Consider the following 21,772-nt stretch of genomic DNA (forward strand, 5'->3'; position numbering starts at 1 on the left):
CGTTTTAAGCCTAACTTCACTCAATGAACAACGAGGACGGGCCTATTGGCATATCTAACAACCTTCTCAGACACAGAACCGAGCAGGAACCTAGTCAACCCCCCCTTCAATCCCCCCCTAGAGCCAACAATTATTAAATCAACGTTTAGGTTATTCGCGATATTTATTATGGTTTCAGCAGCATCGGTGCCAACCTCGAGCAAACCCTCCGCATTAACACCCTGGTTCTTGGCACGTTCAACAGCCTTATTCAGAAGGTCCCTACCCTGCCTCTCCATGGTATCGATTAAGGCTGGGTACATCGTTGAGTCAGGGGGGGCTATGGCAATCTTACCCTCCTCAATCACATGAAGTACGTAGAGCTTTGCGTTAAAGGTCTTCGCAATACCTATCGCGTAATCCAACGCCTTATCCCCCCCAGCCTTCGAGCCATCGTAGCCAACCAATATCTTTGTTATTAATGACATTGATTTTTCACTAAATAATTCAATTAATAAATATTATCAACCATTACCAGTTTTGTTAATACTAATCATGGATTTACTACCCCCCCTATAAATTGCGTATGTACTGCAAATAGGCCTTAACTCGCATTTAATGCATAGTAATGGGTCTGGTGGCTCCATAGGCCAGCCCTGGTAGCTCTCAATCGCCTTAAGCTCGGCTAATACGCTTTGGTAGTCTCTCCTCAATTTATTTATGGGTAATGACTTAACATCCCTCATGGTCACTAGATACGCCTCCCTAATGGTTATTCCAGCCTCCTCAAGCATGAGCACGTAGGAGACTATCTGCTTGAGGTACCTCCTTTCTCTATCTTCATCGAGATTCCACGAGCTTTTCAACTCGATTAGTCCCCAAATCTCCTCACCATCAAATTCCCTCATGTACACGATGTCGGCCCTACCCGAGGTATCCACAGTCTCTATGCCACTCTCAACCTCCACGTGAACCCTGGGATTGGCGATCTTAAACCACTCCTGATAGAGGTCGTGAATAGCCCTACCCCTCGCTAAGCTCCTTATACCGTCCATGTTCGTTATCGTGCCAAACCTAAGCTTTATTAGTGACTTAACGAAACAATCATTACTGAAGAAGGATGGAGTGGCCTTGCCCGTGGGTTTATCCACGAGGAATAAATCATCGCCAATGACCTGGGCATTCCTCAGCATTTCACTTACGTATTCCTCGGTCTTCCTCCTGATCTCGTCTTCGTTCAGTACATCAGCTATGGGCTTTACGACTAATTTAACCATAAATGCAATAAAGCCATACTTAGAGCCCTTTTATAAATCCATCAATTATGTCAATTTAATAACTTAAAAGTGCGTACTTTCCCGAAGAACTTAGTATGGTGTATGTGGGTGTTGATGTTGGCGCTACGTACATAAGGATTGGACTTGTGAATGAGGACGGCCAGGTTATTAACAAGGTGAAGACAAGACAGCCAGCAAGTGGTGATGAGAATACCGTGGCTAACGTGATCATTAAATCAATAAGGGATTTGGCAGGTGGAGGTGGCATTGATGGTATAGGTATTGGCTCCATAGGCCCGTTAGACCTAAGGGAGGGTATTGTACCCTGGGCACCGAATGCACCAATCAAGAGATTTAAACTCGTGGAGCCAATAATCAAGGAGTTCAAGGTACCCGTGGTCCTAGGCAATGATGCGATGGCAGCCGTATGGGGGGGCGAGTACCTATTCGGTATTGGTAAGGGCGTTAACAACCTCGTCTATATAACCCTTAGCACCGGCATTGGCGCTGGCGTTATTGTTGACGGGCACTTGCTCGTTGGTAAGGATGGTAATGCTCACGAGATCGGCCACATGGTAATTGACGTGAATTCGGAGATACAATGTGGTTGTGGTGGTTATGGGCATTGGGAGGCCCTTGGTTCGGGAGCTAACATACCGAGGGTAATTAAGGAGTTTATTAAAGGGAGGTCGTATAGGTCAAGGTTATATGAAAGGCTTGTTAAGGGTGAGTATGTAAGTACTGAGGAAGTATTTCAGGCTTATTATGAGGGGGATGAGCTCGCCACCGATTTCATAGATAATTACTTAATGAAGGTACATGCGGCAGGCTTAGCGAGTGTAATGAATGCTTATGATCCGGAGTTAATAGTGCTTGGGGGTTCAATGGCCCTTAATAATATGGATTTATTTAGAAGGGGAATTGAAAAATACCTAAAGAAGTACTTAGCTGTTAAGCCAGCACGTATTGAGTTTACTAGGTTTGGTGATGACATTGGTATCCTGGGCGCAGCGGCGTTAGTGATAAAAGTACCTGAGTCATTAAGGACCTACGTAGAGCAGTATAGGAAATTCCTTGAGCTAAGTTATTAAAAGTCACGGGTTCCTAAATACCTTGTGGTTGATGTCGTGATAATCGGCGCAGGGCATAATGGATTAGTGGCAAGTATAGTCCTGGCCAGGGCTGGGCTCGACGTACTCGCTCTGGATCATGTGACTTGGCCTGGTGGTTTGGCTGGTTATCACGTTGTTGGCGGTGTTGAGGTGCCCATAGGGGGCCTACGTACTTGGCCTAATACCCAGCGACTTAATGAACGAGTTAGGAATAAACGTTGACCAGTACAAGCCGGAACCTATAGCAGTTTACGTAAAAGACGGTGAATTGGTTAGGTGGTGGAGAGGTTTTGAGGATAGGGTTCGTGAGTTCAATAGGTGGGGCCTTGGCGATGACCTAAGGGCTATGTGGGGTAAGATCGTGAGTTTCCATAGGGCATTACGCAAGTACATGTATAGGTTGGACCCGCCAAGTAAGGACGAATTACTCAATGACCCAGTGCTGAGTGAGTTCATTAGGTTGAGGGGGGGTTGGGAGTTCCTTAGCCAATACCTGCCCAGGGAGTTTTGGGATATGTTCATATTCGAGCCTTACCTAGACCAGCCAGCCTTCATGGTTGGTTATTACAACCCCGACACTGATTGGTGGTTCCCTGCCAAGGGTGGTGAGGTTGGTATGCAGGTCTTTGCGCGTGAACTATACAATGCCGCCCTGAGGGCCGGTGCTAAGGTGGTGCTTGGCCTGGGCGTTAAGAAGATAATCGTTGATGGTGGGAGGGTCAGGGGGGGAGTGCTCACTGATGATGGGAGGAGTATTGAGCGAGAGCCGTGTTATCCACGGCAAGCCCAATAAATACATTGATTAACCTAGTTGGTGAGGAGTACTTCGATAAGTCGGTGATCGATAGGCTGAGAGGCGTACCCCCTGGGTGGTGCGTCTAGGTTGGTCATTGTTAGTAATGAACCAATTAAGTTGAGGGGGGGTGAGTTAAATAATTACAGGGACTCAATCCTACAATTACCCTTTGGCGAAACAGTGGTTCATGGTAATTATCTAATAGTCACGGGTCTACCAACTAAAGATGAGCTCGGTGAGTACGTCGACATTGACTGGTCGAGCATTAAGGCCTTTGAATTAATAACGCCGAGTGATTACGAATCAATATTTAGGTTGGCCGGTGGAAACCTCAACCACTTACCAATGACGGAGGATTACATGTTTAATAATAGGCCTGTACCTGGTTGGGGCTACTCAACGCCGATAAGGGGCCTTTACCTGGGTGGTGCAGGTACATGGCCTGGTGGACAGGTGACTGGAGTGCCTGGTTACAACGCGGCGAGGAAAGTACTCAGTGATTGGGGGGGTTCGCTGAGGTGACCGCCGGTGTATAAGCAGGTTATTGTGGTTAGGGCTGACCTTGGGATGTCCTGTGGTAAGACGGCCGCCCAGGTGGCTCATGGCGCTGTTGGGGGGGCTGTGCTTAGAGTTCTTGAGGATGGTAAGAGGGATTGGCTCGAGTGGTTTAGGGCTTGGGAGTCCTCTGGGCAAAAGAAGGTTGTTTTGGTTGTTAACTCGCTGGATGAATTGCTTAGGCTTAAGGAGAAGGCGGAGAAACTGGGCTTGCCGACATTCCTCGTGGAGGATGCCGGTCTCACGGAGTTACCGCCGGGCACGATCACCGTACTTGCGATAGGGCCTGGACCTGAGGATTTAATTAATAAGGTCACCGGCTCGCTGAAGTTGTTAAGGTGATTGTGTGAGTTTGTCTCGATTCTTTAAAGACGTTATGAACAAAGTCTTCGTATACTCAAACTATGAATTGGTGAATACAGTCATCACATTATTTCAATTAAGGAGACTCAGGTACTGGGCCTTTCGAGAGATAGTCTCATCAATAGGCGATTGCGACGGTTATCTTCTCGATCTTGGCGCTGGGGATGGCTCAATGACTAGGTTCGTAATACACAACGGCCTGAGACATAGGCCAGTAATACTGCTTGACCCGGCGATCAATGGTCTTAAGTTAGTGGGTGACCAATACTCTGATATTATTGATAAGGTTGTTGGCGTTGGTGAGTACCTGCCGATCAGGCATGGGTCGATATGTGCTGTCTATACGTCATTCGCACTGAGGCAATTCGGCAATAAGTCAATGGCATTGCTTGAGGTGCGTAGGATCCTCAGGAGGGGGGGTGGTTCATTCATAGTCCTCGAGTTTTGGAGACCCGACAATCCACTAACATACGCCATCCTACTATTTTACCTAGTACTTGTGCTACCGCTCTTAGTATCAATAGTGGCGCCAAGGGAGGTTTGGGATTACGCCACGATGAGAATTACGGTTAGGGGGGGCATTGGAGGTATTTCGTGGCTAAGAAGGCTAATTGGGGGGGAGTTAGTTGGTAACGTTGTGCTTCATCGAACGTACCTAGAATATTCCTATTAATAAGGGCCGTGAAGACTTGATTTTAGGGAAGTATCTTAAGCCTAGCCAACGTATCCTGCCTAGGCCTCCCAACCTCATCATAACCCCCCCTCAATTCATAATACTTCCTGACCATGAACGACCACTCCTCCTCAGTAACCACGTACTGCCTGCCCTCATACTCAACGGGCTCCCTCAACCACCTTGGCGGTAACCTATCCTGCTCAATCGTGGTACCATTCATGTACCTATGAAGCACAATAATCCTCTGGGCAGCCTCCCTCAACTCATCAACCGTGTAGTTAAAGCCCGTCACGGCTTTCATGACGTCCCTAATGACGTCCCACGTATATATCGCCCTACCGAACTTACAAAGAAGCATTGAATCGTATAAGGCATTCCTCTCCTCAATATCCATTACAGCCCTAACCTTCTCCTCGCCAGTGGCGAACCTACCACCCGCCTGACCGGCGATATCGACAGCATAAGCACTAGACCAGAGATGATCAGCGCCTCTCTCGGCAATTGCATTATTGAGTATCATGCCCTTAAGCGTCCTTGGGTCATAGGCGGCCGGCTCAAGGCCCTTAACATGAATAGCCAAATCCTGAACACCCAATTTCTCGGCAATGGCTTAGTGCCCAATGCTGCTAGCTCACCAAGCCCACGCCTATAGGCAGTGTCAATTATTAGGCGCCTAATACCCTCATAATCACCCCCCCCACCTCGGCGCACCCTTAACAATGCCCTTCTCCCCCCCAAGGTATATTAGGAACGCTATTGTGTTTCCAAGGCTTATCGTATCGAAACCAAGCCTATCGGCGAGCTCAGCAAGGTCAATGAGCCTCTGTGGGTCATGAACACCCGTTAGACCTCCAAGGGCCATTGTTGTCTCATACTCAAGGTCATACTCACCATTGCTTGATCTAACGACTTTATGGCAAGCCACTGGGCAGTATAGGCAGGCGCCATGCTTAATGAAGTACCTTGCTTTAGCACCTTCTCCCACGATATGTCCTCCCAATTAGGCATAACAACCCTGGTCCAGTAAATTGATGGGAAGAACCCCCCCATGCCATTGCCAGTGTCTATAAGCCTTACAGTGCCGCCCTGCCTATACGGTATCATGCCGGGATTCGTGACGGCTTGCCTACCTAGGTTCCTAACCAAGTCCTGGTAGGCCTTATCATCAGCACATCCACGGCCTTGCTAACGGGTATGAAGGTTATGGCCTTCACGCCCTTACTACCCATGACAGCCCCCCCAGCCCCCCCAGTACGTCCAAACTGCCTCCATTCCTCATGGCCAATGCACGCATATGGCACCTTATTCTCACCGGCAGGCCCTATCGTTAAGACCGCCGAATCCCTAAACTCCCTTTTAATGGCATGCTCGGTCTCCACCGTGTCCATGCCCCCCATAACTCCCTCGCATCTCTAAATTCAACCTTACCATCACTAATCACTAAATGAACAGGCCTTGGGCTTACGCCGGTAATTACTACGGCATCAACACCGGCATACTTCATGTATGCGCCGAGTGTCCCACCAACGGTTGAGTAGCTCCACCTATTCGTGAGCGGTGACTTAAATATGGCAGCGGCCCTGGTTGCCAATGGCATTCTCGTCCCACCTAGAGGCCCTGTGGCTATTATCAACGGATTTTCAGGGCCATACGGATCAACACTGTTAAGGTTCAGGTTCAAATCAAAAATCATCTTTAGCCCCCCCAACCCCCCCTGCCTCCTATGAATAGCTTAGCCACATTTTCATTAATGCCCTCGGCCCTCACCTCGTTACGGCTTAAATTAATCCAGAGTATTCTACCTGCATAACCATGCATATTGACATGCCTCACTTAATAACTGATTAATAAGGGCTTACTCAAACATGTTAATCCCGGTACTCATTTAAAATCAGTGCCCCCCCTTAGCAATAGGTTTGTGGAGAGGACATACTCAGGCGGTGGTTGGTTGGTAAGGATTAACGATGGCGTTGCTGAGGTCATAATAAATAGGCCGCCACTGAACCTGATAACGCTTGAGATGAGGAGGGACCTGGGCAGGATAATAAATGAGTTGGAGCAGGACGGTAACGTGAGGGTCGTGATTTTCGAGGGCAGTGGTGATAGGGCATTTAGTGCAGGTGGTGATGTTACGGAATTCCTAAACACCACACCCACCGAATTAATTGATTGGGGTAGGACAATAGAGGCTGTGGAGAATCTCAGCAAGCCAACGATAGCCCTCCTCAGGGGCTACGTACTTGGAGCAGGCACTGAATTAGCCCTCGCCTGCGACATTAGAATAGGCACGCCAGACGTGGAAATAGGGCTTCCTGAGATAAGGCTTGGCATGGTGCCAGCGAGTGGTGGACTAACAAGGATTGTTAAGGCGCTCGGGGGGGCTCTGCGCGCGAGGTATTACCTGCTCCTTGGCAGGAGGATTAAGGCGGAGGAGGCGTTGCAGCTTGGCTTAGTCCATGAGGTTGTGGATCCTGCCAAGATTCATGATAGGGTTATGGAGATAGCCAGGGACTTAATGTCACTGTCACCACTTGCGATTAAGGCATTGAAGGAGGCCATTAGGCTAATCCAAGACTCGCCAATGGATGTCGGTTTCGACATTGAGAGGAAGACCTTCGCGTTACTGCGATATAGCCAGGACTTCCAGGAAGGCATTAGGGCGTTTAAGGAGAAGAGACAACCCAAGTTCCAGGGCCTATAATGCGGCGAAAGATTATTAAATCAATGTTAATATTGACTAACTACCACACAGAGACCCGACGAACGGGCCGATGAAGGTCGTGGGTTACCCCCCCGGCCATATTTCATCCTTACTCACTTTAAATAATTATCAAGGTCTTTAATTACGAGCCTTAAATCACTCGTAATCTCATAAGCAATTCTTCTCACCTCACCATTGCTGATTAGGTATATTTGCGGTATCCTCACCAAGCCATTATCAATACCATACTTAATTATTAACTGCAGGGCATCGGGGCTTCCATAATCCCTCATTTCACAGCTAATGCCAGCTTTAATGAACTGCGAGCATAGGGTGGTTAATTGATCCTTGAAGTAATCCCAATCGGCCGTTACTATGACTATCTTCTTTGGCATCTATGACTTATTGAATCAAGTAATGTTTTTAAAGTGGTCTTCAATTGACATGTCGAGGAGGTATGGAGTACGTATATGCAGCATTACTATTGCACTACGGCAAACAACCCATTAATGAGGAGAATGTAATTAAGGTTCTACAGGCAGCTGGGATACAGGTTGATGAGGTTAGGGTTAAGGCGCTCGTGGCTGCGCTGAAGGAGGTTAACATTGACGAGGCCATAAAGACGGCTGTCGCAATGCCTGTGGCCGCTGCCCCTGCGGCTGCAGCCCAGGCTGGTGGTGCTGCGGCTGGTGGTGAGCAGAAGGCTGAGGCTAAGGCTGAGGAGAAGAAGGCTGAGGAAAAGAAGGAGGGCCCGAGCGAGGAGGAGATCGCGGCTGGTCTTGCAAGTCTCTTTGGCTGATTAAATTCATTGTTAAATTAAATTCATGCCCATTCAAAATCACTTGACGGTACCCTCCTCAACCTTAAATAGGTTCTTCATAGCCCTATCCCACAGGTCCCTTGGTGATTTATGGTAAATCCTTATCTTTGTGTATGGTAGTCCAGACAGTGGTTTTGATAATTGAAACTCTATAAACCTCCTCTTCTCATTAATTACGATTTGCCTGACCTGTATTGGTGACTTGAGTAGGTACATACCATCGATAAGCATGGCATCCCTAAAGATTATCAACTCCTTAGTCACTGTGTATGGGTAGTCGGTTATTTGTACGTTCGTGGTCATGAAGGGCATCCTCATTATCCTGAATATAACGTACATGAGTATGAAGAAGACTCCGAAGTATATGAGGTAATCAATGAAGTATGCGTAGAATAGGTTTGCCTCCTGAATCGTTGGCGTGAACCAGGGCTTTAAGTAATAACCAATGTTTATCGTGCTTGATATGTACTTGGCCAGTGTTATGAATGGTCCCGAGAGTACGTAGGTGTAGAGTAGGAGTAGCCTATTAGGACCACCATAAGTATTATTAGATTCTTCATTTGAGACTTAACAAACCTATTCGTCTCCTGCACATACTCAGGGTCCTTCTCCATGGCCTTAATGAAGTCATCGCGCGTTAACTTCTCAATGGCTCCAGACTTCGTGGACTTCATGTACTCCTCAATCTCCCTAAACCTAACCCTGGTACTCCTAATGCCTATGGCAATCACTATGCCAAAGAATATCACTAAATACGCAATCACTATTATCCAGGTTACAAACGTCTCATGCGCGACGTTACCCCAGGCACCAACTATGGCGAAGGCCAGTACAAACGCTATAGGCCATACATACCTAAGCACCTTATTCCAAGTACTACTTTGTTGTGAGTACATCTTGGGTCTCTAGACTTTAATGCCCATTTAAAACTTACCGAACATTGGTGGTGTGTGAGAAAAGATTTATTTCCTATATAGTTATTGCCTAGTGGAAATGAATGCTAATAATGAATTAGCCATCAACGTAATATGTGATAATGAAGTGAAGGCGCCAAATGTGGAGGGGGGGGATAATTCGATATCGCTACTTGTTAATAATGAGCTAATGATTGATACATGCTCAAGCGTTGGCAAATTAATTAGTAATAGTAAGGTATTGGGTATTAACATTAAGCCTAGGTTGCTCGTCATAACGACACCGGTTAATCACCACTGGGGTGGTATTGACGCCGTTGGTGACGTATCGGCGGTCGTAATTCCTGTTGATAATACTATGCACGGCTTTGAGCTTAGAAGTAAGCTTGAGGGGCTTGGTCTCGACGTCATTGAAGTCGGTGGTAGGGAAAGGGTCAAGCTTGGTTTTGGTGCGGTGGAGTTCATTAGGGTTGGTAACAGGAGGGTTGGTGAATTACTTATTTATTTCCCAAGCCATAAATTACTGATTAGTGGCTGTGGTTGAACCTATGGCTTATTAATGATGATGAGATAACGAGGTTTTTCAGGGAGCTCGATGTTAGGTATTTCGTGGGTGGCCTGGGAGCTACATCAATTAGTGAGTATCAGGGTGTATTATTAAGGGACATAATTAGGGGGGGCTTGAGCGGTGTTTATCCACTGCATGGCACAGGCCCTAGGCTTAGGAGGGAGTTGGTGAGTGGTTATAGGAATGTTCATGATGTCGGTACAGGCTCCATACTTAGGTTCGGGTGATTGGCATGCAGTATCTTGGCTTATTAATCGTTATCGCCGCTTGGTTCGTAATTGTCGGGATAATATACCTGCTTAGGCGCCTCGGCATTAATGTGCCTGTTAAGGTCTACTACGGAGTATTCATAATGCTTAAGGATGAGGAGTTAGTTAAGGAGGTGATTGCGCCGCTTGGGAATGTGCTACGTAAGGTGCCTGGTTGGTTAATAATATTACTAACCGTGGGCCTCTTCTCGGTATCTATGTTCGTAATAGTGCCAATACCACTAATAATCATGAGCATCAACGCGTGGGGGGGCCTGCCATCAATGCTTTACCTAATGTCAAAGAACCTAGTCTTAATGATCATAGCGATGACCCATAAATTAAGCCCCCATGGAGACTGTGGAGAGGGGGGGATTCACACCACTTGCGCCGTTAATACCCGGCGTCACCGTGTCGTTATACACGTTCATCTACATAATAGTGGCTATCGGAATTGGGATATTACTGCATGAGCTGGCGCATGGCGCAGTATCCTCGAGGTACGGAATAAGGATAAAGTCTGGAGGAGCCTTCGCCCTCCTATTCCTCGCCTTTGGAGGCTTTGTTGAGATCGACGAGGAGGAACTAAGGAATAGGAGTATTCTAGTAAGGCTCGCCGTGTACTCAAGCGGTGTATTCATGAATATAGTACTTGCTTACATAGCCGTGGCCCTCGTGGAACTCGCATTACTAAGTCCCTCATTAACGCGAAGCCTTTTGGGAACCACGATTGTCTATGTAGCGAATTCCACGGATATAGCCCTCAGAAACGGCTACATAATAACGGCGGTCAACAATCAGCCAGTGGCTAGTATATACTCATTAATATCAATATTGAACTCAGCCGGCTCAAGTAATGTCACGTTAACCATATTTAACCCAGCAAATGGCGCCGTATTCAATGAGGTATTGAGCACGGGCAACCTATCAATGGCGCTACTTGGTTATTCAGCCTGTACATAAGCCCGTGGGGGGGTATAGTCGTGGAGAGCAGATCATTTTACAACCTAATGTTTTGGATATACACGCTGAACCTAACTCTGGCATTGCTCAATGCCTTCCCTGCGTATCCGCTTGATGGTGGTCAATTCCTGGAGGCGCTTCTCACGAAGGTGATTAGGGATCAGGCATTGAGGAGTAAGGTTATGATTGCAGTATCGGTGGTTCTATGGTCCCTCATAGGGCTTACGCTTTATTATACGTTGATAACCGGCCTGTATAGGTTGATTTAGGGAGGTGCGTGATTCTTTAATAACTGCTTAATTGGGTTAATCGGCAATGAGTAACAGTAGTGCCCTGGGTAGTCGTGAGGACGTGAGGGCGAGGGTTAGGAGGGGGGGTTTATACTCGGTATTGTCATTACGGTATTATTCCTACCACTGGGTCTATCGCACTTTGGCGAGGCGTTTGCCCTGGAGCCTAGGGTTTATGGCTATGTGGTTTATAGGTCTGGGGGGGAGGTGGTTCATGTTAGTTATTTACCGCTATATCTCTATATGTGGAGGGTTTCATCATTGCTATTCCTTGCATGGATAATCACGTACATAGCCTACATAGTAAAGCCGTCAATCGTGCTCGACTCATCGGGCATTGTTTACGGGGGGTTTCCTACGTAATAACGCACTACATATACCTATTCACAATAGGTGCGCCGGTAATCATTTACCCACTGACCTACGTACTAATTACCGTAGGCAAACCACTCCTTTACCTTGACTGGGGCCAGGTCATCGCGCTAATAACCATTTGGAGGTACTACTCAATCCGCAGATTAATGCGGGGTTGATAATGAGTGACGTTAAGGAGAAGATAGCGGAGGTATTGCGTGAACTAGGCATAGCTGGATCAGGGGGGGTTTTGAGGAGAGGGATCCTCAGTACCTCGCCGTGGCTAGGCTATGCGTGAATTGAAGCTCGACGTTGAAATAACGTTGAAATTAACGATACTTAACGCCTTAGTTAGCTATCAACTAACTGGTAAGGGTGAGGATCACTGGAACTACTTCGCCAATTACTTCATTGGGAATAAACCGGTTGATTTATGCAGGGACTTCATAAATTACGTGATGAATAGTAGGTACTTGGCTCGGTATAGGGATTCGAGGGTAAGGAGGATTCAAAATACCTGCCCGCAAATAGCCAGGTTGAGTATTAGTAATTACTTAGGTGACTTGGTATCACTCTGGAGACTACTTTCGAAAGTGACTAATACGCGTGGTGATGAGAAGACTATAGTGTTTGCTGTCAAGATGGCGTATTACGTAGGTAGGGCCTGTGGGCTTGATGTTTCCGCTCCGATGGAGATACCAATACCCGTGGATTACAGGGTTACCGTAATAACGATATGCAGCGGTTTAATGCCGGTCATGGGAGATCTCAATAATGTGACTAGCTAGCCAGGGAATTAATGACTAAGCGTAGGGCCGAGATTCAGGGTGTGTGGAGTGAGATTGGTAAGCTCAGTGGTATACCACCACTCAATCTTGACTCTGTGGTTTGGGTGCTCGGTGGCCTATTAATTAACTCATCATTTAACATGAATAAGGCAGTTAGTGGGGTGAGGGCTTTAGGCGTGTATAATGAGAAGGTCCTTGAGCTACTTCATTTGCTCGGTGGTCGATGCATTGATAAGTAAGCATTAATGATTACATCCCTGGCCTCCCTATATATTTGTGATTGGCTCTTACTTGCTTTAAACCTACGTAGCAACTCAATTCTATCACCATTAATCACTATGTAGCCACTTGAGATGAGTCTATCAAGTATCGCCTTGGAGTACTTAGGGCCGAGCCAGTAGGTCATCATCCTATAAACCTTCAGGTACTTAAGCTTAGCCTTTCCATTCCTCAACTCAAGCTCCTCAAGCAGTAGTAATGCAAGTCTCGCCTCAGGCTCATTGACATAGACCTCACCCCCCCTATCCAGGTCAACCCTGGCGATGGCACCATTATTAAGGTTCAGTATTTCCCTAGGTAGGTTAGTCATTATCGGTATTTGCGCCATGACAGCCCCAATTATCAACATAGTATCGGCCTTAACACTAAGTATCACTAATGGAGCCTTACCATACTTACTTAATTGATACATCACGTAAGGACCCACCGTCGAACCCCTCGAACTAGGTATCACCAAAATCTTACCAGCAATGCTGGCGTTAATAGTCCTTATGACGCCATTCTTACCATCAACATCGCCGAGGAAAGAAAGTGGTTCTCGGTAAATCACCAACTCACCGCTGACAATGCCACTTCCAAATACGGTATCTCCCTTAAATTTCATGTAAGTTCGGGATAATAAATAACCCTTTTAAAGTATTTTAAAGGGGGGGGTTATTTGCAGAAGTATCCTCAGCCTACTCGATCCTTAGCTTGATTATTCTCTTGGTCTCCTCAACCTCATCCTTCGGTAACTCCCTATACGTTAACCACCAGGCATAGCCCTTATACTGCTGGAGTCTCTTCGGAGCCTCCTCAACATTATGCGGTGGTGGGTTTAGTACATTCTCACCGATTAACTCGTTATACGGCCAGTTAGCCGGCATAACTACTCCATACTTATCAATGAGCTGCAGCGATCTGACAATCCTCAGTATCTCCGGTATGTTCCTACCAAGCTCCAGTGGGTAATACAGTATTGTCCTTATCGTACCCTTATCATCAACTATATAGACTATCCTAACCGTGGCAGTGCCTGATTGGGCATGTAACCCACCTAGGGCCTTTGAAACCTCACCCAATGGGTCTGCAATTATTGGGAATGGTATCTTAACACCTAGCGTCTTCTCAATCCACTGAACCCACTCAATGTGGCTAATGTCACTATCCACGCTAAGGCCAATTAACTCTGTATTTAGCTTCTTAAAGTCGTCATAGTGCTTTGCGAAGCTTACGAACTCCGTAGTGCACACTGGCGTGAAGTCGCCTGGGTGGCTGAAGAGTACGAACCACTTACCCTTGAAGGCATCCGGTAGCTTCATTGGTCCGTGGGTCGTCATTACATTTAGCTCAGGGAATTTCTCCCCCCCTATTGATGGGATTGTTATTGGCATACTACGGGTCAGTAAATGACCATGTATTTAAATGAGGTTTCTTTGTTATTTTGAATTTACTAGATAAATAGATAAGTAGCATGTTGATATTTATACAATGAATATGTGAGTAACAGCTTATAAGAATCATTTAAAATACATGAATTGAACTGCTTTAAATTAAAAATAGTGGTGCGTTGATGATAGGGTTATGAGCAATGAGGGTATTGCACTATTAGTAATCTATGTTTTTGCAGTATTTACCATAATCCTACCATTATTATTAACTCTAATTAGTGCCCACCTAAGTTATGTGGGCATCATCAACGTTTATGCTGTTATTCACGAATACATCAATGCAATAATTAGTGCAGCGATTTTACTAATAATAGGTGCGGTGTTAATTTACAAATATAGTTCATCGCTGGCGAGGGGTCTTGTGAGTGATGTGATTAGGGTTTACGAGACTCATGGCATATTTGACGTATTTACCCATAGAAGATTAATTCAATTATACCTATTACTACTGATACCGGCAGTAATTGTCTACTTAATTAACGCGGGAATTACTAAGGCGGTGAATACCTATGGTATGGAGCTCAGCATTGCCCCCCATCCATTGGTGGTTCACTCAATTTAATATTAATGATTATGGGTATCATAAACCTAGTATTGAGTACGTGGTTAATAGTTAGCGTTTCTTACCTGCAATTGAGGATTGCTACGAAGCGTGTAGTCACTAAGTTAGGTAGTGCAATTGGTGGTACTGTGGGTATTGCCGCATCCACGGGCACAGCTGCATTTGTTAGCTCGGCCTGTGGCTTGGGTGTCTGTACAGTACCTGTGTCTGGTATTTCGCCAATGGCGATGATCGTAATGAGCGTATTTAGCATTAATGCCCTTGAGCTGATTCATTACTCATTAATAGTCCTACCGATTCTAACAATAATCACTTCTGCCTTATTAGTAATTATTCATAGGGATTTAGTGAGGGGTTTATGATGGTCGTGGATTTATTTTCAACTCCACTTTTAATGATGGATTGAGGCGCTCATTTACACATTCAATTTGATTTAGGGATCTACGCGAGAATTTTCACACAATTGTTAGCAAAGTTTTTAAGTAAATCCACGAAAAACCTATTGATGGGTGTAGTGTTGTTTATTGATACTCAGACCTTGATTTTGATTATAATAGCCTTCATTGTCCTTGTTATTTGGGGGGGTCCGAGTAAGATTCCCCCCCAGTTGGCTAGGAGTCTTGGTCAGTCAATTAGGGAGTTTAAGCGTGGCGCCAGTGAGAGTGAGCCCGAGCCTGAGCTTATCGAGATTGCCAGGAAGCTTGGCATAGACCCAACTGGCAAGAGTAGGGATGAGTTGCTTACGGAGATAAATAATAAGTTGGGTCAGCAGCAGAGGGCTGCCGCCGAGAAGCCCAGTGTTGATCCCAAGGTGCTTGAGATTGCGGAGAGGCTTGGCATTGACACTAGGGGTAAGAGTGAGGAGGATTTGATTAAGGAGATTAATTGGAGACTCAGCAATAAGTGATTTTAAAGATAAGTTAATCGGTGACACTTAAAATGGGCGTTTACCTAATCCTCGATGAGCAGACGGGACTACTCCTATTCCTATTCCTCCTAATCCTACTCGCCTGGAAACCCGAGACATTACCGAAAATAGCCAGGGAACTCGGCAAGTGGTACACCTGGGCTAGGAAGTCAATGGAGGAGTTCATGAGGGAAATCAACGAGCCAGTCTATGAGGCCAGGAATACCATGAGCAATGCGGTGATGGATGTGAGAAACGCGGTAATCGACGTGAGGAGGGCCGTGACGGACCCGGTGGACCCATACATACTGAGGATAGCCAGGGCGCTGGGTATAGAAACCCAAGGAAAGACAAAGCAGCAAATAATAAACGAAATACTAAGAAAACTATCCAGTAATGAGAATCAGTAATCATAAGCTAAATCCTTAAACCTCCGAGTTAGTTCCTGTGACCATTTGTTTGCTATTTGGTTCATTTCCTCGATTATCTCCTCGTAGTACTTTAGCAGTGCTTGGGCTTCCGGTGTTAGTTTTGCACCTCCCCCCCTGCCTCTGCCTCCCTTCCTTGCATCGACTAGTTTAATGCCCAGGGTCTTCTCCATCCTATCAATGTAATTCCAGACAAAGCGGTAGGACATGCCAAGCCTACGGGCAGCACCACTAATCGAACCAACCTCATCAATAGCCTTAAGAATCTCATAACCACCAGGACCAATAACATGCCTACCACCAACCTCAACCCAAACCCTAAACCTAACACTCACAGACATACTAAACAAACGCGTACATTAAATACAAAACTTATCCTTTTTGAAATAAGGAGTTACTAAGAGTCAATTGTTTGGTTGCATCATTTATCATTTATGTGAAAAAGGGGGGGATTTTTACCCACACGCGCTCATTATAAGCAGTAATGAGTGAAGATAGGCCTCCTTATGATAGGGAGTTGCCTCTTTGGGAGTATATTCGTGAGCTTGGGGGGGTTAGGCTTAGGAGGGCCTTGATAGTATTCGCAATCGTCTTCGTGGCGCTCTGGTTACCAATGCCCGACGTTAGTGGTCATAACATCGCAAAGGTCGTCATTGGATTCTTCACCATGGAGTATAACCCAATAATTGCCTACATATATAGGCATTACATATACAACTTAGTCACAGCACCGGCTAAGTCGGTGACGTGTACCAGTAATTACGTCGTTAGTAACTCCACACAACCCATCAGTATAATTTCGACTACAGTTCTCGGCCCCTTCGTATTTAGTGTCGAGCTTAGTATCGTCATAGCGCTCCTCATAACAATACCAGTGTTTATTTACGAGATTTACCAATACGTTAAGCCAGCCCTATACCCACATGAGCTTAAGGCCGTTAGGAAATACGTGTGGGTCGCAGCCACGCTATTTTATCAAGGTGTATTCATTGGTTATTACTTCGTATTCCCAGCCTTCCTAAGGATAAGCCTATTCTGGAGTTGTCTGTTCGGCTTCGTGCATATGCTAACTGTGAGTGGTTTCCTGGACACGTTTATAGCAACACTATTCTTTGCCGGCTTCCTCTTTGAGACACCTGTGGTAATGGCCCTATTGACCCAGGCCGGCTTAATAATGCCGGACATGCTGTCGAGGAATAGGCCGTACATTTACTTTGGGGGGTTCTCGTGGCCATAGCCGTAATAAACCCAGACCCAACATTAATAAGTACGTTACTCTGGTTCATAATGTTCATAGCACTATTTGAGGCAGGATACGCATGGAGCAAAGCCATATACAGGAGCATGCCCAAGGTATGAAATTGAGAATCACCCTTCACCGCCGTTTAATTACTTACTCATGCAGCATTAATGAATAATGCTGGGAATGGCATTTAAGCCCTGCACTTAATCACTTAGTGAGTAATGGAGTACCAAAAATGGCTTGCCCAAGCGCTTAGGGACTTACGTACAGCGGAGAACTCACTTAACTCCGGAGACTATTACGCCTGCGCATTCTGGTCCCAACAGGCTGTTGAGAAGGCGCTCAAGGCATTGCTTATTTCGAGGGGGGGTAAGGTGGTTAAGGGTCATGACCTGGTGGAACTCGGCTATATAATTAGGGATGAGCTTCACATAGATGTATCGCGAATAATGGATCACCTTAGGGAGTTGACCATGCATTACACGACCTCCAGATACCCTGATGCGGCCAATGGATTACCATACGAGGTATATACTGAGGGTAAAGCGAGGAGTGTTCTTGAGATGGCTAGGGAGGTGGTTGAATGGGTAAGGCAAAATCTGCAGTAGAGAGTCAAGTCATGCTGCTTAGGAGGGCTTGGGAGTTCGTGGTTAGGGCGAGGTCTAGGATTAGTATTTCCGAGGTTTACGTGGTTGGCTCCAGGGCTAGGGGTGATTACACGGACATGAGCGATATTGACTTGGTGATTATTAGTGATGATGTGAGGGGTATGGATCAGCTAGAGAGGCGATTACTGCTTAAGGACTTCATTGAGCCTAGGATCGAGTTCTTCATATACACCACCGAGGAGTGGGATGGTGAGGTTACGGCTTGGATAAGGCAGCTTAAGCGTGAGGCTGTTAAGCTCGTTGACCTAATGAGGGCCTACGGTGTAAACCCTGGGTAAGTATTGCGAAGATTTATAACAATGTTTATGAATTACTCCACGTAGTATGAGCATACCTCAATCATTAATTGAGGCACTTAGGAGGAGAGGCCTTGACATAGACTACGTAATTGATATCTTAGCGTCAAAACTCGAGTTAGATCCATTAGATACTGCTAGGGCTCATGCTGAGTTGGCTTTGGTGGCGTTTAATGAGGGCCTTAACTTTATTGATAGGGGGGGTGATGTTGTTCAAAGTAGCGAGAAGCTGTATAAGGCGGTTGAGGAGCCATTAAGGCATTGGCAATCGCCAAAAACCTCGATGAGGCCAGGGAAGCATTAAGCAAGGGCAGATGGAGTGTAAGTTTACTTGATGATGCCGCCTCAAAACTAGGTGATATAGCAGAGAGGGCCTGGGCTGAGGCTTACTTTTTACACGTAAATGGATTTCACGAAGTAAGGATTAGAATTGATGAGGTTGAGAGGAGGGTTAAGTACATAAGGCCGTTAATTGATGAACTTAAGAATATAATAGGAGTCGGGTAGGTAGAGCAGAAAGTAAAAGCAATAGATTTTTAACGAGATTGGTAGAAGTGAATAGATTTATCCGTTAACTGTTACGTATACCTGGAACTTAATGCCGTAAGTCTCATATTGCCTATCGACATCGTAGACCCTGATGATGTAGGTGCCTCGGCTAAAGGTTATTGGTGCGTATAACTTAATAATGGCTGACTGGCCCAGCGGTACCACGAGGGCGAAGCCGTCGGAGCGCACTAAATGCCCTGGCAAGTCATACTTATTCACTATGTCGTACTGGGGTATGTGGCCTAGATACGTTGAGTTCCACTCATAGGCTATGGTGCCGTTTAGGTAAAGTGCCTGTACGAGTACTACGAATTCACCGTAGGTGTCTAGACCAGCCACCTTAATAATGCACGATATTAATGTACCATTATCAAGCAACCGAGTACCGGCCAGCGAGTATGCAGCACCAACATTGCTAATTGCATTACTAAACCTAATCGTGATCTCGCTATTATACATCATATCAAGGCTTTAATGAAGCCCAATGGAAATTAATACCCACTTCACCCTGGCTAAGTTGGCGGAAACTGCCATAAGTAGCCCAGCAGGCTGGGATTAAGTGCGCGGCCATGGATCGCCTATTATGAATGGCCTGGATGGTTATTAGAGATTGATAGTTGGGCAGGTAGAGTGGAGGTAAGATTAATCTTACCTCCACTCTTCTAGTCCAAATATTGACAAGCAATGTGACTTCCTGAATCGTGGTGTGCCTATTCACGGCTTTGTTAATGCCTTTACTGCGTTTACCATGTTCCTGGCCTTCGCCAGATCTATTTGTCCCTCCTCATCCTTTAGGTATGTGCCTACTATGAAGCCATGGGCCTCTCTGTAATCGTTTACATTATTTGGGTTTATGCCACTTCCCACTAGTACCTTCGTGTTCACCGCCTTAATAACTCGCCTAAGTAGTAATGGGTCTGGTGGCTCCCCCCCCGTCCTTGGGCCTGTGACCACCACTGCGTCTGCCAGGGCCCTCTCAACGCAGTCCTTGGCCACGTCCTCGATGGTCATCCTGTGTAACGGGCTTGCATGCTTGACAAATATGTCTGCGAGCACGGTGATCTTAGTGTTGAGTCTCGTCATTACCTCAAGGACCTCCCTGGCCACGGGCTCTATCAACCCCCCCTCAGCACTCACTATGGCCTCGCAGTAAGCGTTTGACCTGATGAAGGATGCGCCGGTGACAGCCGCTATCGCCGCGGCTCGGGGCCTGAATTCCTTAGTAGGTTAATACCGACGGGTATATTTACTGACTTAACGACTTCCCTGGCTATTATCGCCATGGACGCTATAGTCTCGGGTTCCCTAACCCTAGCCTTGAATGGATAATCGTTGTAGTTCTCGAGAATAACGGCATCAAAGCCCGCCTCATCGAGGACCTTGGAATTCCTAACGGCGAAGTCCACGATGGTGCTTATGTCAAGCCCACCATACCTAATAGAGCCTGGCAGTGGTGGTAAGTGCACGACGCCTATGAGCGTGGGCCTATCATCCCTAAACCTCAGTGTTGGCATTGATTAATGATTGGGTAGGGAATTAAAGAGTATTACCATTCAAGGCCCCCCCTTACACCAACCACACCCCCCCCTATCGAAGTAGTGCCTCCTGGGCTCCATAATGGTTATTAAGTCGGCAATCTCCATAAACTCGTTAGGCGCGTCCCTACCGGTTAACACGACATTAACCTCAGGCGGTAATGATTTAATACCACTAATGACCTCGCTGGCTGTTAGGTAACCATTGGCTACCGCGTTATTGACCTCATCGAGGATTAACAGGAAGGGCTTAACCTCCCTGGCCCTCTCAAGCGCCATTTTAAGCACGTCTCTAGGCGTCAGGTGTTGGTCTGGATCCAGGGAGTAAACATCGACATAGTCACTGAGGAACTTCTTAATGGCTAGGTACTCACCCACGTACTCACCCCCCCTGTAGATCAATGTCTTCATTAGGTGGGCAATCACGACCCTATACCCATGCCCAACAGCCCTGAGGAGGAGGCCTAGAGCGGCCGTGGTCTTTCCCTTGCCATCACCGGTATAGAGCAGTACCAACCCCCCCACACGGCGCGTTGTAAGTGGGATTAATTTGCATTACCGCAGTGATTCAAGTCCTCAAGTAAACACTTGTAGAATGTCGATTGGTTATACTTAAAAACACGTGAATTATGTCTTCCTTGCTATGGTTAGCACGTACATTGGTGCATTAATAACGCTTGGTGTTTTCGCCGTATTATCGGCCATAGGCGTAACCATAACGAAGGACAACCTATACGCGGCGATATACCTAGCCATAGCAACAGGCCTCGTTGGCGCGGTATACGGCCTGTTTGGGATAACCTACGGCTTTATACTGATATACCTAATATTCGTTGGTGCCACAATAACCATGACAATAGTCCTAGCGGCGACCTATAGGAGGGTTGAGTTTAGGGGTGGCGTTGGTAAGTCCTGGATAGCGCCAATGCTACTATTCATAATTGCGGTAATCGTTGCCTCGGCATTCACGAACTATGAGGTGACGCCAGTAACTAGCCAATCGCTGATTAGCTTCGCATCAACGCCAGATGGTTTATTACTAATTGCATTGTTGGCGTCACTCCTAATGGCGATAATGATTGGGCTAATAATGTATTACCTGGAGGTGAGTGGGGGATGGAGGTCGTGAATGCGGCCATACTGTACGGGTTCGCATCCATAATACTAATGATCGGCTACTACAGCGCGCTTAGGGCTAATGACCTGATTAGGGTTTTGATATCCCTTGAGCTCATGTTCAATGCAATATTCCTAGCGCTGGTTCCGCTCTTTGCTGTTAATGCCGTGGTTGCCCTCGGCATACTTATTGTAACTATATTATCATCATCCACGGAATTCATGACCTTGATAACGGCTATAATGGCGATGGATAGGATTAGGAAGTCAGTGAGGGTTGAGGAGATTAAGGCTGGTGGTGAGCAGTATGTCGAGTCAAAGAGTAATACTTAAATCACGTGGACAGGGTGATGTG

38 protein-coding genes and 4 pseudogenes are annotated in these 21,772 nt (G+C 46.4%); 26 read left to right on the forward strand and 16 right to left on the reverse strand.

Features of this window, described 5'->3' with window-relative positions:
- Nucleotides 1-20: 20 nt before the first annotated feature.
- Nucleotides 21-467, reverse strand: coding sequence for a universal stress protein (locus JCM11217_RS06295; RefSeq protein WP_054842407.1), 447 nt, complete (start codon nt 465-467; stop codon nt 21-23).
- A gap of 36 nt (nt 468-503) precedes the next feature.
- Nucleotides 504-1,256 carry a Dna2/Cas4 domain-containing protein gene (locus JCM11217_RS06300; protein WP_054842408.1) on the reverse strand — a complete coding sequence of 251 codons (753 nt, stop codon included), beginning with the start codon at nt 1,254-1,256 and terminating at the stop codon, nt 504-506.
- 95 nt (nt 1,257-1,351) lie between these two features.
- On the opposite strand from JCM11217_RS06300, the gene JCM11217_RS06305 reads away from it, so the two are divergent.
- The 6 genes from JCM11217_RS06305 (at nt 1,352) to JCM11217_RS06320 (ending at nt 4,755) form a co-directional block, all read left to right on the forward strand.
- Nucleotides 1,352-2,347: an ROK family protein gene (locus JCM11217_RS06305; RefSeq protein WP_054842409.1), complete on the forward strand. Its 996-nt coding sequence runs from the start codon at nt 1,352-1,354 to the stop codon at nt 2,345-2,347.
- Between the two features lie 24 nt (nt 2,348-2,371).
- On the forward strand, nt 2,372-2,590 hold the full coding sequence (locus tag JCM11217_RS14500; protein ID WP_243678557.1) for an NAD(P)-binding protein: 219 nt from the start codon (nt 2,372-2,374) through the stop codon (nt 2,588-2,590).
- Entirely contained in the window at nt 2,565-3,161 is a 597-nt protein-coding gene (locus JCM11217_RS14505; protein ID WP_243678558.1) for a hypothetical protein, read from the forward strand. The genes JCM11217_RS14500 and JCM11217_RS14505 overlap by 26 nt, the downstream gene beginning before the upstream one ends.
- Before the next feature lie 90 nt (nt 3,162-3,251).
- Nucleotides 3,252-3,686 carry a hypothetical protein gene (locus tag JCM11217_RS14510; protein WP_243678559.1) on the forward strand — a complete coding sequence of 145 codons (435 nt, stop codon included), beginning with the start codon at nt 3,252-3,254 and terminating at the stop codon, nt 3,684-3,686.
- 6 nt (nt 3,687-3,692) lie between these two features.
- A complete protein-coding gene (gene pth2 / locus JCM11217_RS06315; RefSeq protein WP_054842410.1) occupies nt 3,693-4,061 on the forward strand; it encodes a peptidyl-tRNA hydrolase Pth2 in 369 nt (122 codons plus the stop codon).
- 4 nt (nt 4,062-4,065) lie between these two features.
- Nucleotides 4,066-4,755, forward strand: a complete 690-nt coding sequence (locus JCM11217_RS06320; protein WP_243678560.1) for a class I SAM-dependent methyltransferase — start codon at nt 4,066-4,068, stop codon at nt 4,753-4,755.
- A 22-nt stretch (nt 4,756-4,777) separates the two neighbouring features.
- Here the strand turns inward: JCM11217_RS06320 and JCM11217_RS14515 are convergent, their stop codons facing one another.
- The 6 genes from JCM11217_RS14515 to JCM11217_RS14540 all read right to left on the reverse strand — a co-directional run bounded on the left by JCM11217_RS14515 (nt 4,778) and on the right by JCM11217_RS14540 (nt 6,591).
- Entirely contained in the window at nt 4,778-5,353 is a 576-nt protein-coding gene (locus tag JCM11217_RS14515) for an aldehyde ferredoxin oxidoreductase C-terminal domain-containing protein (RefSeq protein WP_243678561.1), read from the reverse strand.
- Between the two features lie 93 nt (nt 5,354-5,446).
- Entirely contained in the window at nt 5,447-5,713 is a 267-nt protein-coding gene (locus tag JCM11217_RS14520; RefSeq protein ID WP_243678649.1) for an aldehyde ferredoxin oxidoreductase C-terminal domain-containing protein, read from the reverse strand.
- Nucleotides 5,602-5,904, reverse strand: a complete 303-nt coding sequence (locus JCM11217_RS14525) for a hypothetical protein (RefSeq protein ID WP_243678661.1) — start codon at nt 5,902-5,904, stop codon at nt 5,602-5,604. The genes JCM11217_RS14520 and JCM11217_RS14525 overlap by 112 nt, the downstream gene beginning before the upstream one ends.
- Nucleotides 5,889-6,137 (reverse strand): aldehyde ferredoxin oxidoreductase N-terminal domain-containing protein, encoded by a 249-nt coding sequence (locus JCM11217_RS14530; protein WP_243678562.1) that lies wholly within the window; start codon nt 6,135-6,137, stop codon nt 5,889-5,891. The genes JCM11217_RS14525 and JCM11217_RS14530 overlap by 16 nt, the downstream gene beginning before the upstream one ends.
- Complete coding sequence (locus JCM11217_RS14535; protein WP_243678563.1) at nt 6,086-6,451, reverse strand: aldehyde ferredoxin oxidoreductase N-terminal domain-containing protein; 366 nt, start codon at nt 6,449-6,451, stop codon at nt 6,086-6,088. Before JCM11217_RS14535 ends, JCM11217_RS14530 begins: the two co-directional genes overlap by 52 nt.
- 2 nt (nt 6,452-6,453) lie before the next feature.
- On the reverse strand, nt 6,454-6,591 hold the full coding sequence (locus JCM11217_RS14540) for a hypothetical protein (RefSeq protein ID WP_243678564.1): 138 nt from the start codon (nt 6,589-6,591) through the stop codon (nt 6,454-6,456).
- Between the two features lie 61 nt (nt 6,592-6,652).
- Here JCM11217_RS14540 and JCM11217_RS06330 point away from each other — a divergent pair, with 61 nt between their 5' ends.
- A complete protein-coding gene (locus JCM11217_RS06330) occupies nt 6,653-7,459 on the forward strand; it encodes an enoyl-CoA hydratase/isomerase family protein (RefSeq protein WP_243678565.1) in 807 nt (268 codons plus the stop codon).
- A gap of 113 nt (nt 7,460-7,572) precedes the next feature.
- Here JCM11217_RS06330 and JCM11217_RS06335 read toward each other — a convergent pair whose 3' ends face one another.
- A complete protein-coding gene (locus JCM11217_RS06335) occupies nt 7,573-7,854 on the reverse strand; it encodes a hypothetical protein (protein WP_054842411.1) in 282 nt (93 codons plus the stop codon).
- Between the two features lie 62 nt (nt 7,855-7,916).
- Between JCM11217_RS06335 and rpl12p the strand changes: the two genes are divergently transcribed.
- Nucleotides 7,917-8,258, forward strand: a complete 342-nt coding sequence (rpl12p, locus tag JCM11217_RS06340) for a 50S ribosomal protein P1 (RefSeq protein ID WP_013337282.1) — start codon at nt 7,917-7,919, stop codon at nt 8,256-8,258.
- A gap of 39 nt (nt 8,259-8,297) precedes the next feature.
- Here the strand turns inward: rpl12p and JCM11217_RS06345 are convergent.
- Nucleotides 8,298-9,175 (reverse strand): annotated as a pseudogene (locus tag JCM11217_RS06345) (DUF2208 domain-containing protein).
- 97 nt (nt 9,176-9,272) lie between these two features.
- Between JCM11217_RS06345 and JCM11217_RS14545 the strand changes: the two are divergent.
- The 8 genes and pseudogenes from JCM11217_RS14545 to JCM11217_RS06365 all read left to right on the forward strand — a co-directional run bounded on the left by JCM11217_RS14545 (nt 9,273) and on the right by JCM11217_RS06365 (nt 12,643).
- Entirely contained in the window at nt 9,273-9,737 is a 465-nt protein-coding gene (locus tag JCM11217_RS14545) for a hypothetical protein (protein WP_243678566.1), read from the forward strand.
- Nucleotides 9,734-9,988, forward strand: coding sequence for a hypothetical protein (locus tag JCM11217_RS14550; protein WP_243678567.1), 255 nt, complete (start codon nt 9,734-9,736; stop codon nt 9,986-9,988). The genes JCM11217_RS14545 and JCM11217_RS14550 overlap by 4 nt, the downstream gene beginning before the upstream one ends.
- Before the next feature lie 5 nt (nt 9,989-9,993).
- Nucleotides 9,994-10,482: a hypothetical protein gene (locus JCM11217_RS14555; RefSeq protein ID WP_243678568.1), complete on the forward strand. Its 489-nt coding sequence runs from the start codon at nt 9,994-9,996 to the stop codon at nt 10,480-10,482.
- Nucleotides 10,370-10,972, forward strand: a complete 603-nt coding sequence (locus tag JCM11217_RS14560; protein WP_243678650.1) for a site-2 protease family protein — start codon at nt 10,370-10,372, stop codon at nt 10,970-10,972. The genes JCM11217_RS14555 and JCM11217_RS14560 overlap by 113 nt, the downstream gene beginning before the upstream one ends.
- A 20-nt stretch (nt 10,973-10,992) precedes the next feature.
- Complete coding sequence (locus JCM11217_RS14565; protein ID WP_243678569.1) at nt 10,993-11,241, forward strand: site-2 protease family protein; 249 nt, start codon at nt 10,993-10,995, stop codon at nt 11,239-11,241.
- Between the two features lie 228 nt (nt 11,242-11,469).
- The gene (locus JCM11217_RS14570; protein ID WP_243678570.1) at nt 11,470-11,625 is read left to right on the forward strand and encodes a hypothetical protein; all 156 of its coding nucleotides are present in this window, start codon (nt 11,470-11,472) and stop codon (nt 11,623-11,625) included.
- Nucleotides 11,626-11,755: 130 nt separating this feature from the next.
- Nucleotides 11,756-11,914 (forward strand): hypothetical protein, encoded by a 159-nt coding sequence (locus JCM11217_RS14575; RefSeq protein WP_243678571.1) that lies wholly within the window; start codon nt 11,756-11,758, stop codon nt 11,912-11,914.
- Nucleotides 11,907-12,643, forward strand: a pseudogene (locus JCM11217_RS06365) (N-glycosylase/DNA lyase). Before JCM11217_RS14575 ends, JCM11217_RS06365 begins: the two are co-directional and overlap by 8 nt.
- Here JCM11217_RS06365 and JCM11217_RS14580 read toward each other — a convergent pair.
- Together JCM11217_RS14580 and JCM11217_RS06375 are read right to left on the reverse strand one after the other, a co-directional pair.
- On the reverse strand, nt 12,610-13,287 hold the full coding sequence (locus JCM11217_RS14580; RefSeq protein WP_243678572.1) for a DUF126 domain-containing protein: 678 nt from the start codon (nt 13,285-13,287) through the stop codon (nt 12,610-12,612). The pseudogene JCM11217_RS06365 and the gene JCM11217_RS14580 overlap by 34 nt on opposite strands.
- Nucleotides 13,288-13,360: 73 nt before the next feature.
- The gene (locus JCM11217_RS06375) at nt 13,361-14,056 is read right to left on the reverse strand and encodes a peroxiredoxin (protein WP_054842412.1); all 696 of its coding nucleotides are present in this window, start codon (nt 14,054-14,056) and stop codon (nt 13,361-13,363) included.
- A 190-nt stretch (nt 14,057-14,246) separates the two neighbouring features.
- On the opposite strand from JCM11217_RS06375, the gene JCM11217_RS06380 reads away from it, so the two are divergent.
- The 4 genes from JCM11217_RS06380 (at nt 14,247) to JCM11217_RS06395 (ending at nt 15,992) form a co-directional block, all read left to right on the forward strand.
- Nucleotides 14,247-14,675 carry a hypothetical protein gene (locus JCM11217_RS06380; RefSeq protein WP_054842413.1) on the forward strand — a complete coding sequence of 143 codons (429 nt, stop codon included), beginning with the start codon at nt 14,247-14,249 and terminating at the stop codon, nt 14,673-14,675.
- A gap of 11 nt (nt 14,676-14,686) precedes the next feature.
- Entirely contained in the window at nt 14,687-15,037 is a 351-nt protein-coding gene (locus JCM11217_RS06385; protein WP_243678573.1) for a hypothetical protein, read from the forward strand.
- Nucleotides 15,038-15,180: 143 nt separating this feature from the next.
- Complete coding sequence (locus JCM11217_RS06390) at nt 15,181-15,582, forward strand: twin-arginine translocase TatA/TatE family subunit (RefSeq protein ID WP_054842415.1); 402 nt, start codon at nt 15,181-15,183, stop codon at nt 15,580-15,582.
- Between the two features lie 32 nt (nt 15,583-15,614).
- Nucleotides 15,615-15,992, forward strand: a complete 378-nt coding sequence (locus JCM11217_RS06395; RefSeq protein WP_054842416.1) for a hypothetical protein — start codon at nt 15,615-15,617, stop codon at nt 15,990-15,992.
- Here JCM11217_RS06395 and JCM11217_RS06400 read toward each other — a convergent pair.
- The gene (locus tag JCM11217_RS06400) at nt 15,986-16,351 is read right to left on the reverse strand and encodes a LysR family transcriptional regulator (protein ID WP_054842417.1); all 366 of its coding nucleotides are present in this window, start codon (nt 16,349-16,351) and stop codon (nt 15,986-15,988) included. The two genes, JCM11217_RS06395 and JCM11217_RS06400, sit on opposite strands and share 7 nt — an antisense overlap.
- A gap of 143 nt (nt 16,352-16,494) precedes the next feature.
- Between JCM11217_RS06400 and JCM11217_RS06405 the strand changes: the two genes are divergently transcribed.
- From JCM11217_RS06405 to JCM11217_RS06420, 4 genes and pseudogenes are all read left to right on the forward strand, one after another.
- Nucleotides 16,495-17,247 carry a twin-arginine translocase subunit TatC gene (locus tag JCM11217_RS06405; RefSeq protein ID WP_243678574.1) on the forward strand — a complete coding sequence of 251 codons (753 nt, stop codon included), beginning with the start codon at nt 16,495-16,497 and terminating at the stop codon, nt 17,245-17,247.
- A gap of 227 nt (nt 17,248-17,474) precedes the next feature.
- Nucleotides 17,475-17,861, forward strand: coding sequence for a HEPN domain-containing protein (locus JCM11217_RS06410; protein WP_054842477.1), 387 nt, complete (start codon nt 17,475-17,477; stop codon nt 17,859-17,861).
- The gene (locus JCM11217_RS06415) at nt 17,837-18,199 is read left to right on the forward strand and encodes a nucleotidyltransferase domain-containing protein (protein ID WP_243678575.1); all 363 of its coding nucleotides are present in this window, start codon (nt 17,837-17,839) and stop codon (nt 18,197-18,199) included. The genes JCM11217_RS06410 and JCM11217_RS06415 overlap by 25 nt, the downstream gene beginning before the upstream one ends.
- A 46-nt stretch (nt 18,200-18,245) precedes the next feature.
- Nucleotides 18,246-18,724: pseudogene (locus JCM11217_RS06420) on the forward strand (PaREP1 family protein).
- Nucleotides 18,725-18,781: 57 nt separating this feature from the next.
- Here the strand turns inward: JCM11217_RS06420 and JCM11217_RS06425 are convergent.
- The 3 genes and pseudogenes from JCM11217_RS06425 to JCM11217_RS06435 form a co-directional block, all read right to left on the reverse strand.
- A complete protein-coding gene (locus JCM11217_RS06425) occupies nt 18,782-19,228 on the reverse strand; it encodes a TQO small subunit DoxA domain-containing protein (RefSeq protein ID WP_054842418.1) in 447 nt (148 codons plus the stop codon).
- Between the two features lie 252 nt (nt 19,229-19,480).
- Nucleotides 19,481-20,280 (reverse strand): annotated as a pseudogene (locus JCM11217_RS06430) (BtpA/SgcQ family protein).
- A gap of 39 nt (nt 20,281-20,319) precedes the next feature.
- Complete coding sequence (locus JCM11217_RS06435; RefSeq protein ID WP_243678576.1) at nt 20,320-20,826, reverse strand: cob(I)yrinic acid a,c-diamide adenosyltransferase; 507 nt, start codon at nt 20,824-20,826, stop codon at nt 20,320-20,322.
- A gap of 118 nt (nt 20,827-20,944) precedes the next feature.
- On the opposite strand from JCM11217_RS06435, the gene JCM11217_RS06440 reads away from it, so the two are divergent.
- Both JCM11217_RS06440 and JCM11217_RS06445 read left to right on the forward strand, forming a co-directional pair.
- Nucleotides 20,945-21,430 carry a hypothetical protein gene (locus JCM11217_RS06440; protein WP_054842419.1) on the forward strand — a complete coding sequence of 162 codons (486 nt, stop codon included), beginning with the start codon at nt 20,945-20,947 and terminating at the stop codon, nt 21,428-21,430.
- Complete coding sequence (locus JCM11217_RS06445) at nt 21,418-21,750, forward strand: F420H(2):quinone oxidoreductase (protein ID WP_054842420.1); 333 nt, start codon at nt 21,418-21,420, stop codon at nt 21,748-21,750. The genes JCM11217_RS06440 and JCM11217_RS06445 overlap by 13 nt, the downstream gene beginning before the upstream one ends.
- Nucleotides 21,751-21,772 lie beyond the last annotated feature (22 nt).

The sequence above is a fragment of the Vulcanisaeta distributa JCM 11217 genome (assembly GCF_001316005.1).
Classification (GTDB): Archaea; Thermoproteota; Thermoprotei; order Thermoproteales; family Thermocladiaceae; genus Vulcanisaeta; species Vulcanisaeta distributa_B.